This window comes from Streptomyces mesophilus, assembly GCF_040300965.1.
GTDB lineage: Bacteria > Actinomycetota > Actinomycetes > Streptomycetales > Streptomycetaceae > Streptomyces > Streptomyces mesophilus_A.
The window spans coordinates 1-13,756 of sequence record NZ_JBEPEW010000187.1 but is presented as its reverse complement, the minus strand read 5'-3'; the positions used below and the strand labels follow the sequence as shown (position 1 = coordinate 13,756).

Annotated in this window: 11 protein-coding genes, 1 tRNA gene and 1 pseudogene; 7 read left to right on the top strand and 6 right to left on the bottom strand. The window is 70.4% G+C overall.

Annotated elements, in window-relative coordinates:
* Together ABT367_RS37095 and ABT367_RS37090 are read left to right on the top strand one after the other, a co-directional pair.
* On the top strand, window positions 1–572 hold a 572-nt coding region (locus ABT367_RS37095; protein ID WP_352257815.1), incomplete at its 5' end, for an SDR family oxidoreductase.
* Window positions 566–1,816 (top strand): ribonuclease inhibitor, encoded by a 1,251-nt coding sequence (locus ABT367_RS37090; RefSeq protein WP_352257813.1) that lies wholly within the window; start codon window positions 566–568, stop codon window positions 1,814–1,816. The genes ABT367_RS37095 and ABT367_RS37090, both read left to right, overlap by 7 nt.
* Window positions 1,817–1,828: 12 nt before the next feature.
* On the opposite strand, the gene ABT367_RS37085 is transcribed toward ABT367_RS37090, so the two are convergent.
* Together ABT367_RS37085 and ABT367_RS37080 are read right to left on the bottom strand one after the other, a co-directional pair.
* Entirely contained in the window at window positions 1,829–3,640 is a 1,812-nt protein-coding gene (locus ABT367_RS37085) for an AAA family ATPase (protein ID WP_352257811.1), read from the bottom strand.
* Entirely contained in the window at window positions 3,637–5,025 is a 1,389-nt protein-coding gene (locus tag ABT367_RS37080) for a vWA domain-containing protein (protein WP_352257809.1), read from the bottom strand. Before ABT367_RS37080 ends, ABT367_RS37085 begins: the two co-directional genes overlap by 4 nt.
* Before the next feature lie 136 nt (window positions 5,026–5,161).
* Here ABT367_RS37080 and ABT367_RS37075 point away from each other — a divergent pair.
* Window positions 5,162–5,234 (top strand) — tRNA-Trp (locus ABT367_RS37075).
* A 12-nt stretch (window positions 5,235–5,246) separates the two neighbouring features.
* On the opposite strand, the gene ABT367_RS37070 is transcribed toward ABT367_RS37075, so the two are convergent.
* The 3 genes from ABT367_RS37070 to ABT367_RS37060 all read right to left on the bottom strand — a co-directional run bounded on the left by ABT367_RS37070 (window position 5,247) and on the right by ABT367_RS37060 (window position 9,033).
* Complete coding sequence (locus ABT367_RS37070) at window positions 5,247–6,101, bottom strand: hypothetical protein (RefSeq protein ID WP_352257807.1); 855 nt, start codon at window positions 6,099–6,101, stop codon at window positions 5,247–5,249.
* A 120-nt stretch (window positions 6,102–6,221) separates the two neighbouring features.
* Window positions 6,222–7,196 (bottom strand): acyl-ACP desaturase, encoded by a 975-nt coding sequence (locus ABT367_RS37065; protein ID WP_352257805.1) that lies wholly within the window; start codon window positions 7,194–7,196, stop codon window positions 6,222–6,224.
* 199 nt (window positions 7,197–7,395) lie between these two features.
* Window positions 7,396–9,033 (bottom strand): ABC-F family ATP-binding cassette domain-containing protein, encoded by a 1,638-nt coding sequence (locus ABT367_RS37060; RefSeq protein WP_352257803.1) that lies wholly within the window; start codon window positions 9,031–9,033, stop codon window positions 7,396–7,398.
* A 430-nt stretch (window positions 9,034–9,463) separates the two neighbouring features.
* Between ABT367_RS37060 and ABT367_RS37055 the strand changes: the two genes are divergently transcribed.
* Complete coding sequence (locus ABT367_RS37055; RefSeq protein WP_352257801.1) at window positions 9,464–10,291, top strand: isocitrate lyase/PEP mutase family protein; 828 nt, start codon at window positions 9,464–9,466, stop codon at window positions 10,289–10,291.
* A gap of 118 nt (window positions 10,292–10,409) precedes the next feature.
* On the opposite strand, the gene ABT367_RS37050 is transcribed toward ABT367_RS37055, so the two are convergent.
* On the bottom strand, window positions 10,410–10,826 hold the full coding sequence (locus ABT367_RS37050) for an SsgA family sporulation/cell division regulator (RefSeq protein ID WP_199550467.1): 417 nt from the start codon (window positions 10,824–10,826) through the stop codon (window positions 10,410–10,412).
* A 345-nt stretch (window positions 10,827–11,171) separates the two neighbouring features.
* Between ABT367_RS37050 and ABT367_RS37045 the strand changes: the two genes are divergently transcribed.
* From ABT367_RS37045 to ABT367_RS37035, 3 genes and pseudogenes are all read left to right on the top strand, one after another.
* On the top strand, window positions 11,172–12,299 hold the full coding sequence (locus ABT367_RS37045; RefSeq protein ID WP_352257799.1) for a YCF48-related protein: 1,128 nt from the start codon (window positions 11,172–11,174) through the stop codon (window positions 12,297–12,299).
* 272 nt (window positions 12,300–12,571) lie between these two features.
* Complete coding sequence (gene pucL, locus ABT367_RS37040; RefSeq protein ID WP_352257797.1) at window positions 12,572–13,492, top strand: factor-independent urate hydroxylase; 921 nt, start codon at window positions 12,572–12,574, stop codon at window positions 13,490–13,492.
* An 83-nt stretch (window positions 13,493–13,575) separates the two neighbouring features.
* A pseudogene (locus ABT367_RS37035) lies at window positions 13,576–13,756 on the top strand (inositol monophosphatase family protein); the annotation flags it as partial.

The following is a 13,756-nucleotide window of genomic DNA, read 5'->3' as shown; positions in this document are numbered from 1 at the left end:
GGGCCGGCGAGGCGGGCGTCCTGGGCGGGGCCGGCGAGGCGGGCCTCCTGCGCGAGGTCGACGAGGCCGGGCTGCTGCCCGATCCCGCCCCCGCGAACTCCTGGTCCGCCAAGCTCGGAGAACTCGATCCGGCCGAGGTCCTCGAGACCCAGCTGGTCAACGCGCTCGCACCGGCACTGCTCTGCGACCGGCTGCTGCCGCTGCTGCTCGCCGCACCGCGGCCGCGCCGCTACATCGTGAACGTCACCGCCGTGGAGGGCCGGTTCGCCGTACGCAACAAGATGCCCGGGCATCCGCACACCAACATGGCCAAGGCCGCGCTCAACATGCTGACCCGCACCAGCGCCGCCGAACTCGCGGGCCAGGGCGTGCACATGTGCGCCGTGGACACCGGCTGGATCACCGACGAGAACCCCGCGCCCAAGAAGTCCCGGATGGCGGGGGCGGGTTTCCGCACCCCGCTGGACATCGTGGACGGGGCGGCACGGGTCTACGACCCGATCGTGCGCGGTGAGGCAGGGGACCCGGTCTCCGGTGTGTTCCTCAAGGACTACCGGGAGGCAGCGTGGTGACCGGCCCCGAGGACCTCCCCGAGCAGCCGTTCGCGGGGGTGCCGAGTGTGGTGCCCAGGCCGCTCGCCGATCTCGCGCCGCTGCTCGACTGGCTGCGGGGCGGCGAAAGAGCCGAGCAGCGCCTGGACTTCACGGCCGGTACCGCGCTGCCCGACGGCCGCCTCGACCTGTGCAAACAGGAACTCGGCGCGGCGGGCGCGGCTTTGATCGCCGACGCGCTGCGGGAATCGGCGGTCGGTACGGCCGCGTCGGCGCACGCGTCGGACGGTGCACAGGATGCCCCCGTACGTCATGTGCTGCTCGGCACCGACGGGCTGGGGGACGAGGGCGCCCTCGCCGCGACGAGGGCGGCCGAACAAGGGCGGGTCGAGACGTTGTACCTGGGCTGCAACGGCATCACCGCCCCTGGAGCCTGCCGCATCGCCGACCAGTTGCGTGCCTCGCCGACCGTGGTGGCCGGACTCTGGCTCAAGCGCAACCCGCTGGGCCCGGCCGGCGGGGAGGCGGCGGCCCAACTGGTCGAAGCGGTCCGTACGTTGCGCACGCTCGACCTCGTCCAGACCGGACTCGATCCGGCGGGTCTCGCGGTGCTCGTGGACGCGCTGCACACCGCCACCGGAGAGGGCCGCACGGTGGAGCGGCTCTTCGTCGGCGGCAATCCGCTCGGTGCCGCGGGCGGCCGCGTGCTCGGCGCGTTGGTCTCGGCGGGCGCGGTCGGCGAACTGTACGTATCCGCCGCGCAGTTGGGCGACGCAGGTGCCGAGCACCTTGCGGAGGCGCTCGACCGGGCGCCGTACGGGCGGCTCACCCGGCTGTCCGTGGCGAGCAACGGCATCGGACCGCTCGCCGCGGCCCGCCTCGCGGTGGCCGCGATCACCGCCGGGGTCGAGGTGCTCGACCTCGGCCGGGTCCGCGCGGCCCGCACGCTCGCAGCGGGGGACAACCACCTGGATCTGGCCGCGGCCACGGCGGTCGCCCAGGCGCTCGCCGGGCAGGAACACCGTCTGGTCCACCTGGTCCTGAGCCATACGGGACTGCGCAGCCGCGAGGCGCACCGGCTCCTCGACACCGCCGTACACGCCGCCACCGCGACCCGTTTCGTGCTCGGTTCCTCGATCGCGTCCAGCATCAAACGGCGCCTGAACGAGCTGAGCGCGCATGTCCCCGCCCCCGCGCTTCCCGACGCGATCGCGGCCGTCCGCAGCGTTCACCGCACCGCGCCACCACCCGCAGAGCAGCTCTGACGGCGGCCCGGCTCACCGCTTGCGCAGCGAGACGAACACCTCCGTCCAGAAACGCTGCTGCTCCGGCGCCGCCCCGACCAGATACGTCGCCCGGAGCTTGGCCGGCAGCAGTGCCACCAGACGGGTCACCGCCTTGCGGTGCTTGCGCAGTTGGGACAGCTCGGCGTTGGCGAGCACCTGGTGCACGACGTCAGTGTCGTCGGCGCCCTCACTGGACTGTGCGGCCGCCTTGCGCAGCCGCTCCTCCCAGCCCGGCAGGTCCCGGGCGAGCTCGCGCAGCCCGGTCACCTGGCGCTGCGCGAGCCGGTCCATCAGCGCGGTCAGCGGCACCGGCGCGTACTCGCCGTCCCCGAGATAGACCGTCCCTATATGCAGCGGAAGTCCCTTGCGGTGCAGCTTGATCAGCCGCTCCAGGGTGCGCTTGGTGATCCACGCCCGGCCGTCCTCGTCGATGTCGTGCTTCCACCACTCGAGCACCGTCTCGGCATCGGCGCCGTACTGCCGTATCAGCCACTCATTGGCCGGGATGTCGCCCGGCTCGACCGTCAGGGACGCGGTGAAGCGGGAGGCCTGCGCGATGTTGTTGCGCGCCACGAGCAGCTTGCGGCCCAGGTGGTACGGCGGGTTCTGGACCGCGATCTGCGCCCGCAGGTTCGCGATCCGCCGCCCGGCGAGCGACCACTCCTGCGTGATCTCCATCAGCTTCGCGAACGCGGCCTTGTCCTTGGGCCGGTTGTACTCGTCCCACACGATCGCCTTGGGCTCGGGGCCGGTGAAGGGCGCGGCGAGGAGGTTGTCGAGGGAGCCGTCGGCCGCAGGCACCGGGGCGCACAGGTCCTCGACATTCGTCACCGGCAGCGAGAAGTACAGCGGATCGCGGCCGCTGAGCCCCTCACGGACCGTCTCGCGCACCAGCTCCGTCTTGCCGCAGCCCGGCGGGCCCTGGAGCAGGACCGTCCAGCGGTTGCGCAGCGCGGCCCGCACCACCTGCCGCACGGGATCGGCGATACGGGACGGGTTCGGGACGCCCAGGGCCCCGGCGATGCGGTCGAGGATCTCGGAGGTGCGGTTGCCCGCGCCCTTCGTCCCGGTGTCCTCAAGACGCAGTCGCTCACCGCCGACGAGAGGCAGCCCCCAGCGCAGCGGAAAGCCCTCGCGGGCGTTGGCCAGGATGTGGTCCAGGGTCCGGGGCGAGAGCAGCTCGCGCAGCGCGGGGCTGAGCGAGGCCCACACGGTGAACACCCCGGTGAGGTCCCACTCCCGGTACTTCGCCGCCAGATGCTCCCGCCACGCGGTGTCGTTGGCACCGATCCGCAAGGTCACCATCCGGTCGAGCAGCGCGAGATCGCTGCGCCGGGCGGAGGTCTCGGCCAGCGACTCGTTGTCCGTGAGGAAGACACCGATGCAGCCGAGCGCCCGCAGATCGTGCTCGCCGAGCGTCCAGTCGCAGGCGATCTGCATCAGCTGCGACTGGATGGTGTCGCCGGCCTGCAGCGAGTCGTCGATGAGCAGCACGAACGGCCGGCCCGGCTTCAACTGGCTCATCACCAGCTGCCGCAGCACCAGTTCACCGGTGCGCGGATCGCGCACCGGAGCGTTCACCAGGAGGTCGTCCGGCGTGAGATTGGCCGCCGGTACGTAGACCAGCGTCGCCTCGGGACGTGACTCCTGGACGTACGAGAAGAACGTGGCCGTCTTGCCGATGCCGTGCTCGCCGAAGATCTGGCCGGTCTGCCCGAGGTCGATCATCGCGTCGATGAACTCCTCGAGCCGGGACAGGGCCCGCCGCGGCCGGGCCGTCTGCTCGGTGGTGGTGCTCGTCATCTCGATCCTGTCGCGACGCGATGGCAGTCCATCGCGGGGGAGTGGGTCTCGGGCCAGTCGTGGCCGCCTTCGGTGATCAGCCAGATCCACGCGTCCGGGTCCGCGGGGGTGACCGGCGGCGCATAGCCGTCGGTGAGGACGACCACCGCGTCCGGCCGTTCCTCGAAGGGCCGTCCGCCGACCGTGGTGCGGCCCTCGACATAGTCGACGACGGCCTGGAAGCTCGTGCCGCCGCCACCGAGCACCCGCTCACCGGGCTTGAACGGCCAGACCTCGGCGTCGAACGCCAGCCAGTGCGCCTCGACCCCGTCGATCTCACCGACCAGAGTGGTCAGCCATTCCAGCACCTCGTCCGGCATCGAACCGGAGGTGTCGTAGGCGATCACCAGGACCTTGTGCCGCACCGGTCCGCGCCGCGACAGCGTCGGGTCCTGACCGAGCGCCGCGAGCAGCGCGCCGCGCTTCTTCGGATAGACGAGCCGCTCACCGTCGGCCAGCTTGGAGCCGAGCACGTCGACCAGCCAGCGCTGCCACCAGTCGATCCTGCGGGTGCGGCTCGTCTCGCCGCGCAGGACGCCCGCGCCGAGATTTCCCCAGAGCTTCGCGGCGCCCGCCGAGTCCTCGGTGCGCCCCATCAGATCGAGCAACTCCTGCTCCGCGCCCCGGTGTCCACGGCGCGCGGCGAGCAACGTATTGAGCAGCACCGACGAGGCGACGGCGCCGACGGTCTCCGGATCGGCCGGCAGCGCACCGTGCGTCATGTGCACGCAGAGCGTGGGTGCGGCGACCGGCGGATGCTTCATCCGGCGCAGCTCGCCGTAGACCCGCAGATCGGTGTGCACGAACTCCTCGTACGGGAGCGGCGCGAGGTCCTGCACCCGCAAGTCGGCCTCATACAGGGCGTGGACCCGCCGCGGGTCGACACCGGTCGGTACGCCGTCGAGCAGCGGCAGGGCGTCACGGCCGAGCCGCACCAGCGCCACATGGTTGATGGCCACCTCGGCCGCCAGCTCGAAGACGGGGTCCGCCTGGAGCTCGGGCTCGGTGAACAGATGCCGGTGCACCAGGTGCCGCGCCTCGTGGAACAGCACGAACTTCACGCCGTCCAGGCCGAGTCGTACGAAGAAGTCCGGGTTGAAGAGCAGCAGACAGGACCCGTCACCGGAGGCGACGACGGCCGCCGTGTCCACCGCGGTCGTCGGTATCTGGTGCGGGCACTTCGCATACAGCCAGGATGCGACCGCCGATTCGGTCAGCCCGAAGTCGAGCAGCGCGGCCTCCTTGAGCCGCACCGCCTCCGCCACCGTCTCCGGTGCCGCCGGACGATGACGCTCGACGGCACGGCGGTCGGCGAGATCGATCACATGCCGCCGGCGCCCCTCCATACCCCCACCCCCCGTGCCTTCCCCGTGCGTCATTGGTACCAGGAGGATCTGACAACGGACGAACGGTTTACGCCCCGCAGTGGATCAAGTCGGTGCCGCATACGGCAGAAGCGGCCTATGATCCGCGACAAGGGCCGGGGGCGTAGCGCAGAGGCAGTCGCGCCGGTCTCCAAAACTGGGTCACGCTGGTTCGAATCCAGCCACCCCGGCCCCCTCACCTGTCAAGCGATGGCCCCAGCAGTGATCACCAACTCCTCCACGCCGCCCTGGAATTCCTCCACCAGCTGCGCGAGCACCGCCCACGCCTCCGTATGGCCGGCCAGGTTCTCGCGTACGAGGGGACGCAGCGCATCCGAAGCGTCGGCGAGGCGTTGCGGGAAGAGCCGGTGCCCCAGGGACAGCACGGCCAGCACATCCACGGCCGGAGCGTGCTCCAGGGCGAACTGCTCGGGAGAGTCGAACGCCCCTGCCGCACGCACCCGGTTGTGGAACTTGGCATGCGTACCGAACTGCCGGCGCAGCTCCGGCGGGCAGTCGTGCCGTACGGCCAGGGCCCAGCGCGCGTACCCGGGCAGTGCGTGATCCAGGTCCGCTCGCGTCACCGCCGCCCAGTCGTGGCGGTCGAGGACCATGCTCGCCGCCGACCGGCCCGCGCCGCGCGTGTGCGCCGCACGCAGCGTGCCGATCACGCCCAGCTCATGGAAGCGCCCCGGCAGCGGGGCCTCCTCGCTGCCGTGGTTCAGCTGCGGTGAGACGCGCAGCACGGACCGCTTCGACTCCGGTGCGCACGGCACCCCGCGCAGGATCTGGCGGCGTATCGCGTTGTCGGCCGAAGGGTGCCTGCAGACAAGGACATTGAGCTCGGGATCGTCCTGCTGCATCACCCAGTGCAGTACGGCGACCGGCAGATGCCGGGCCCCGGACCACGTCCGCCGGACGGCCTCCGTCTCCAGGCCGTGCTCGACCGCGTTCTGCGGGGCCAGGCCGATGCGCTGCTCGATACGGCCGGCATCGTCCGGGTCGGCCAGCGAGAGGAGATAGGAGACGGCGCGCTCCCGCGCGGTGGTGTACGCCATGCAGCGCATGATGCCGCAGGCCAGGGGCCGTTGAGTAGCGAGTTCTCGCACCGCACACGAGGCCCGGGCATGCCGAAGGGGCGGACCGTGACGGCCCGCCCCTCAACCGGCGTTCAGCGCTCAGGCGTTGGCGCGCGCCGCGATCCGCGCCTTGCGGGCCGCGAGCTTCTCGTCGAACTTGCTCGCCTCCGAGTCGAGGCCGTCCATGAACATCCCCAGCTCCTCCTGGGCCTTGAGGCCCTCGGGGCCGAGGCCGTCGATCTGGAGGACCTTGAGGTGGCGCAGCACCGGCGAGAGCACGTCGTCGTGGTGGATGCGCATGTTGTAGATCTCGCCGATGGCCATCTGCGCCGCGGCGCGCTCGAAGCCGGGCATGCCGTGGCCGGGCATCCGGAAGTTGACGACGACATCGCGGACCGCCTGCATGGTCAGGTCCGGGGCGAGCTCGAACGAGGCCTTCAGGAGGTTGCGGTAGAAGACCATGTGCAGGTTCTCGTCCGTGGCGATACGGGAGAGCATGCGGTCGCAGACCGGGTCACCGGACTGGTGGCCGGTGTTGCGGTGCGAGATCCGGGTCGCGAGTTCCTGGAAGGCCACGTACGCGACCGAGTGCAGCATCGAGTGCCGGTTGTCCGACTCGAAGCCCTCGGACATGTGGACCATGCGGAACTGCTCGAGCTTGTCCGGGTCGACCGCGCGCGAGGCGAGCAGATAGTCGCGCATCACGATGCCGTGCCGGCCCTCCTCCGCGGTCCAGCGGTGCACCCAGGTGCCCCAGGCGCCGTCACGGCCGAAGAGGGAGGCGATCTCGTGGTGGTAGCTGGGGAGGTTGTCCTCGGTCAGCAGGTTGACGACCAGGGCGATCTTGCCGATCTCGGTGACCTTGGACTGGCTGGGGTCCCAGGCCTCCCCGTCCTCGAAGAAACCGGGGAAGTTGCGGCCGTCGGACCAGGGGACGTACTCGTGCGGCATCCAGTCCTTGGTGACCTTGAGATGCCGGTTGAGCTCGGTTTCCACAACCTCTTCCAGCGCGTACAGCAACCGGGCGTCCGTCCAGCCGGTCGGACTGCCGAGGTGGGGCGAGGTGAGGGTCACGGGTGCTCCTGGGGACTGGGGCAGGGGACGCGCAGGCATGGCGGAGGAACGCCGTACCTACGGACTCGTAGGTTACGAGACCGTAGGTTAAGCGCCGCATAAAGGAGATCCCTGATCAGGGGCCCTCGCCGTCCGGTTTGTCCCGCCCCGTGGGGTACGGGAGTAGTGGTGGAACGCCCACTCGCGTACCCCTGGCGCGTCAGTTCATGGCCATCAGTTCCCGTACCTCCTCCGGAGACGTGTTCCTCAACTCGCCGTCGAGCAGCAGCCATCGGGTGATACCGATCGACTCCAGGAACGGCAGATCGTGACTCGCCACGATCAGTGCGCCCTCGTACGAGTCGAGTGCGCCTGTGAGCTGGCGCACACTCGCGATGTCCAGGTTGTTCGTCGGCTCGTCCAGCATCAGGAGCTGCGGGGCGGGCTCGGCGAGCATCAGGGCGGCGAGCGCCGCACGGAACCGTTCGCCGCCCGAGAGGGTCGACGCGAGCTGGTCGGCCCGTGCGCCCTTGAACAGGAAGCGGGCGAGGCGCGCCCGGATCCGGTTGTTGGTGGCGCCGGGCGCGGCCTTCGCCACGTTCTCCGCCACCGTCAACGCGTCGTTCAGGACGTCGAGTCGCTGCGGAAGGAAACGCAGCGGCACATGCGGGACGGCCTCGCCGCCGACCGGGGCGAGTTCCCCGGTGATCGTGCGCAGGAGCGTGGTCTTGCCCGCTCCGTTGCGCCCGATCAGGGCGATCCGCTCCGGTCCGCGCAGATCGAGTCCACCCGCCGTCGCCCCGTACGCCAGCTCCAGATCCCTCAGGGTCAGGACCTCGCGGCCCGGCGGCACCGCGGTGAACGGGAGATCGACACGGATCTCGTCGTCGTCGCGTACGGCCTCGACCGCCTCGTCGAGCCGTTCCTTCGCCTCCTTCAGCTTCTCCTCGTGCATCATGCGGTGCTTGCCCGCGGAGACCTGGGCCTCGCGCTTGCGTGCGTTCATGATGATCTTCGGTTCGCGCTTCTGCGCATACATCTTGTTGCCGTAGCGCACTCGCTTCGCCAACTTGACGTGCGCTTCGGTCAGTTCGCGCTTCTGCTTCTTCAGATCGCCCTCGGCGACGCGCACCATGCGCTCGGCCGCCTCCTGTTCGACGGCGAGCGCCTCCTCGTACGCGGTGAAGTTGCCGCCGTACCAGACGATGTCGCCCGAACGCAGATCGGCGATCTGGTCGACCAGATCGAGGAGTTCACGGTCGTGGCTGACCACGATCATGACCCCGGACCAGCCCTCGACGGCGGCGTACAGCCGGCGTCGCGCGTACAGGTCGAGGTTGTTCGTCGGCTCGTCGAGCAGCAGTACGTCCGGTCGCCGCAGCAGCAGCGCCGCCAGTCTGAGCAGCACGGACTCGCCGCCCGAGACCTCGCCGATGGTGCGGTCGAGGCCGATGTGGCCCAGGCCCAGCTGGTCGAGCATCGCGACGGCGCGCTCCTCGACGTCCCAGTCGTCGCCGACCGCCGTGAAGTTCTCCTCGCTCGCGTCGCCCGCCTCGATGGCGTGCAGCGCGGCGCGGGTGCGGTCGATGCCGAGCGCCTCGTCGACCTTGAGCGTGGTGTCGAGCGTGACGTTCTGCGGCAGATAGCCGACCTCGCCTGCGATCCGGATCGCACCGTCGGAAGGCGTGAGCTCACCGGCGATCAGCTTCAACAGGGTTGACTTCCCCGAGCCGTTGAGACCGATCAGGCCGGTACGGCCGGGACCCACGGCGAGCTGGAGACCGGCGAAGACCTCGGTCCCGTCGGGCCAGGTGAAGTCGAGCGCGGTGGCGGAAACAGAGGTGGGGAAAGTAGACATGAGCTGCCTCTCGAGGTCGCGTGGTGGGTGGTGGGCGACGTACGAGACACCGCGGGCAACAGCTCGGAGAGAGGAAAGGTCCCGGCGGGACGTTCCGTGAAGGGATTCAGGAACGTCTCAGGGCAGAGAAAAAGCCCTGTTCCGCAAGAGGACGGCTCATATGCCGAGGTCGCACACGACGCGCACAGTGATCGAGCACTGCATCAGGCGCGGTCGGTGTCTCAGGACCTCAGACGAGCAACGTCCTTCTCCAATCGGCGGCAACAGAAGCCCTTACACCGTAAGAGGGTGCTCGTCGAACTGTCAACCGATCTCCGTCGACTGCCGATCGAGGTCCGAGAGGGGTCGCCCCGCTGTGATGTCCGATTCCCGCAGCTCGATGTCGGATTTCCGCCAGCGCCGAAGGCCGCGCGCTTGATTGAGTGGGGGCATGACGAACACCGCTGCACTCATCGCCAAGGCCCGCGCCCTGCACGCCCTGCACACCCCCGGACAGCCGCTGGTCCTCGCCAACGTCTGGGACATCCCCTCGGCCCGTATCGTCCAGGAGGCCGGGGCCAGGGCCCTCGCCACCACGAGTTCGGGCATCTCCTGGGAGCTGGGAGCCGCGGACGGCGATCACCTGGGCCGTGACCGTGCGGTCGAGGCGGTGCGGAGCATCGCCGGAGCGGTCGAGCTGCCGGTGACCGCCGACATCGAGCGCGGCTACGGCGAGCTGCCCAAGGACGTGGCCGTCACCGTGCACGCGATCCTCGAGGCCGGCGCGGTCGGCATCAACATCGAGGACTCCGTCGGCGCCGGGCTGCTCACCGACGAGGAGATGGCCGAGCGGATCGCGGCGGCCCGCGCGGCGGCGGACGAGGCCGGGGTGCCGCTGTTCATCAACGCGCGCACCGACACGTATCTGCGGCAGGTGGGGGAGCAGGAGGGCCGGCTCGCGGAGACGGTGCGCCGGGCCGCGGTCTACCGGGAGGCGGGCGCCGACGGGATCTTCGTGCCCGGCGTCGTGGCCGTGGGCACGGTCAAGGAGCTGGTCGACGCGATCGACGCACCGCTGAACGTCCTGGCGGGTCCCGGGGCACCCGGCGTGAGCGAGTTCGCGGGGCTCGGGGTGGCGCGGATCAGCGTCGGCGGGCGGATCGCGGAGGCCGTGCACGGCCTGGTGCGGCGGGCCGCGAAGGAGGTCCTGACCACCGGCGGGTACACGCAGATGGCGGGCGCTATCGAGTACGGGGAGCTCAACGAGTTGTTCGCCTGATCCGAGTACGGGAGCTCAACGAGCTGTTCGGCTGATCCGAGTACGGGAGCTCAACCAGCTGTTCGCCTGAGCGGCCGTATCCGCCCCGCAGGCGCCGGGTCCCGGCAGGTGCCGAGCCTCAGCACGCGCCGCCGAGCAGCTCCGCCAGGTTCTGGTCCACGTCGAGATGCAGATGTTCGCGTCCGGCGGGGACCAGGGCCGTGGCGCGCTTGAGGAAGCGGCGCAGCTCGCCCGTGCGGACATGGACCACGGCGGTGCCCTCGGGGGCGTGGAACTCGAGCACGGTGCGGTCGTAGCCGTACGGGCGCACCCGTACGTCGCCCTCACCGGCCGGGCCCTCGATCCCGGAGATCAGCAGCTCGCGTGCGAAGGCCCAGGACACGTCCACGCCCTCGAGCGTGGCGGGCGCGGGGAAACTCATGCGCACGGCGAAGGGATCGTTGCGGTCGTAGGACAGCGTCGCGGGAATCGTGGGCATCCGCGGCGCGGCGGCGACGAGTCGAGCTTCGACGTCTTGCTCGATGACGGTGGACAACCCCTGGCTCCCTTACGACGGCTGGCTGGATGGGCCTGCATTGAAATAGACGGCGGAATTCCTCAATCCGTGCACGCGCGGTGCCGTGACGTGTGTCACCGCGCGCTGCCGAGCGGCATCGGGCGCGTGGGCGGCGGGGCGTGCCCGTCCGAAGCCGCTCGGGGTTTCGCGTCACGCTAGGGGCGTACGCGGGCGGGCGCGACCGCCGCGCGGGGGACCCGCCGAGTTGACGTCGCACACCCGCATGCCGCACACCCGTCAGGTCCAACGCCCGGCTCTTCCGCGCTGGTTGACGCGTCCACGCCCCCTGGACGGCCCGCGCCCGGTCGGCTAGCTTCGCCGCGCATGACAGCTATGGGGAAGTCGAGGCGCATGCGCCGCTCGGTGGCCGCAGGGGCGTGTGTCGCGGCAGTGGCGGCGGTGCTGTCCGGGCCCGCCCAGGCGGCGGACAGCGACGGGTCGCCTGCGGGGAACGGCGGCGGCATATCCACGTATACGAAGAATCTGGGCTGGAAGCTCAAGCCCAGCGGCGCCGAGGTGCGCTTCCGCGGGCTTGCCGCCGTCAGCCGGAGCACCGCGTGGGTGGCCGGTTCCAAGGGGACCGTGCTGCGGACCACCGACGGCGGGGCGAGCTGGGCGAACGTGTCGCCGCCCGGCGCCGGTGAGCTGGAGTTCCGTGACATCGAGGCCTTCGACCGCAAGCGGGCGGTGGTGCTGGCCATCGGCGAGGGGGAGGCGTCGCGGGTCTTCCGTACGCAGGACGGCGGGAAGACCTGGACCGAGGCCTTCCGCAACGACGAGCCCAGGGCCTTCTACGACTGCATCACCTTCTTCGACTCGAAGAACGGGCTCGCGATGAGCGATCCCGTGGACGGCAAGTACCGGATCCTGTCCACGAGCGACGGCGGCCGCAGCTGGCGGGTACTGCCCAGTGAGGGGATGCCGCCGGCGCAGACCGGTGAGGCCGGGTTCGCGGCGAGCGGGCAGTGCCTGGTCAGCCACGGCCGCTCCGATGTGTGGCTGGCGACCGGCGGCGGTGCGACCGCGCGCGTACTGCACTCGAAGGACCGCGGGCTGACCTGGACGGCGGCCGAGACCCCGATTCCGGCGGGCGATCCGGCGCGCGGCGTTTTCGCGCTCGCCTTCCGCTCCCGTACGCAGGGCATCGCCGTCGGCGGCGACTACCGGGCCGACCAGGCATCGCCGAACGCGTCCGCGGTCAGCGGGGACGGCGGCCGTACGTGGGAGACCTCCGCCGAGCCGGTCCCGGCCTACCGCTCCGGTGTGACGTGGGTGCCGCACACGAAGTCGGTGGCGCTGGCGGTCGGCCCGACGGGCACCGATGTCACCCTCGACGGCGGCCGCACCTGGAATGCCTTCGACACCGGATCCTTCGACACCGTGGACTGCGCCGAGGACTTCGGCTGCTGGGCCTCCGGCGAGAAGGGGCGGATCGCCCGTCTGGAACCGTAAGAGCCGGTCCAAGGCCCTTACCGGGGGCGGAGGTTGAGTGCGGACGCCATGTCGTACCGCACAAGACCACCGCCCCCATCTTGGGTGATCGGCCACCTGCGACCCACCGCCCCGGCGTGCTCCAATCCGTAGGCACCGACGGACCGGGATGCACGTCAGGCCCGGGGCGGTCCGCACCGCGCGGACCGGACGGCGGGGAGCGCCCGTGAGACGGGGCGCTGGACGCCGGGCGTACGGGATCGACGTATCCACGTACCCGAAGGATCAGGCTGATGACCAAGCACGTACTCGCCCAGAACCAGTACGGCAAGGCCGAGAACCGCGTCGTCCACGTCACCCGCAAGGGCAGCGACGGCTCCTGGCACGAGATCCGCGACCTGAACGTCTCGGTCGCCCTGCGCGGCGAGTTCCGCGAGGTCCACCTCACCGGCGACAACGCCAACTGCCTGCCGACGGACACCACAAAGAACACCGTCTACGCCTTCGCCAAGGAGCACGGCATCACCTCGCCGGAGGCCTTCGGCATCCTGCTCGCCAAGCACTTCGTGACCTCCCAGGCACCCATCCACGAGGCGCAGATCCGGATCGAGGAGTACGCCTGGGAACGGATCTCCGTGCCCACGCGCAAGGAGCAGCACTCCTTCGTGCGCAAGGGGCAGGAGACCCGCACCTCGCAGATCACCTTCAGCGAGCACACCGGTCAGCTCCAGGTGATCTCCGGTCTCAAGGACCTGACCGTCATGAACTCCACCAACTCGGAGTTCCACGGCTTCATCAAGGACAAGTACACGACCCTGCGGGAGGCGTACGACCGCATCCTGGCCACCAAGGTCACCTCGCGCTGGGCGTACTCGGCGGCGGCCGCGTCCGACGAGGAGTTCGACTGGGACCGCTCGTACGCGAAGGTCCGCTCGCACCTGCTCGACGCGTTCGCCGAGACGTACAGCTACTCGCTGCAGCAGACCCTGAACCAGATGGCCGAGCGGGTCCTCGATCACTGCCCGAAGGTCAACGAGGTCCGCCTCAACCTTCCCAACAAGCACCACTTCCTCGTCGATCTGGAGCCGTTCGGCCTGAAGAACGACAACGAGGTGTACTACGCGGCGGACCGGATGTACGGCCTCATCGAGGGCACGATCCACCGCGACGGTGTGCAGCCGGTGATCGCCACCAGCGACTGGATCGTCGCGTAGCACCTCGCGTGCCTGGGCCCCTGTGGTCCGCCGGGGGGCGGATCGCGGGGGCCCTTTTGAGCGGGGCCCTTTAGAGTGCGGGGATGATCAACTCATGGGTGGGGCTTGACGATTCCGGTGTCGCGACAGCCGCCGCACGCGCCGGAGCGGATGTCGTACGGGGCATGTACGGGCGGGACCTGGACCGGATCGACAAGGGCGCCGGGGACTTCGCCACGGCCGCCGACCTGGCGGCGGAGCGGGCGATCCTCGACGTCCTGCGCG

Excerpts from the sequence above, each read along its gene's own strand:
- ABT367_RS37085 (WP_352257811.1), bottom strand. The coding sequence starts at position 3,640 with ATGACGAGCACCACCACCGAGCAGACGGCCCGGCCGCGGCGGGCCCTG.
- ABT367_RS37080 (WP_352257809.1), bottom strand. The coding sequence starts at position 5,025 with ATGGAGGGGCGCCGGCGGCATGTGATCGATCTCGCCGACCGCCGTGCC.
- ABT367_RS37070 (WP_352257807.1), bottom strand. The coding sequence starts at position 6,101 with ATGGCGTACACCACCGCGCGGGAGCGCGCCGTCTCCTATCTCCTCTCG.
- ABT367_RS37060 (WP_352257803.1), bottom strand. The coding sequence starts at position 9,033 with ATGTCTACTTTCCCCACCTCTGTTTCCGCCACCGCGCTCGACTTCACC.
- ABT367_RS37055 (WP_352257801.1), top strand. The coding sequence starts at position 9,464 with ATGACGAACACCGCTGCACTCATCGCCAAGGCCCGCGCCCTGCACGCC.
- ABT367_RS37045 (WP_352257799.1), top strand. The coding sequence starts at position 11,172 with ATGACAGCTATGGGGAAGTCGAGGCGCATGCGCCGCTCGGTGGCCGCA.
- pucL (WP_352257797.1), top strand. The coding sequence starts at position 12,572 with ATGACCAAGCACGTACTCGCCCAGAACCAGTACGGCAAGGCCGAGAAC.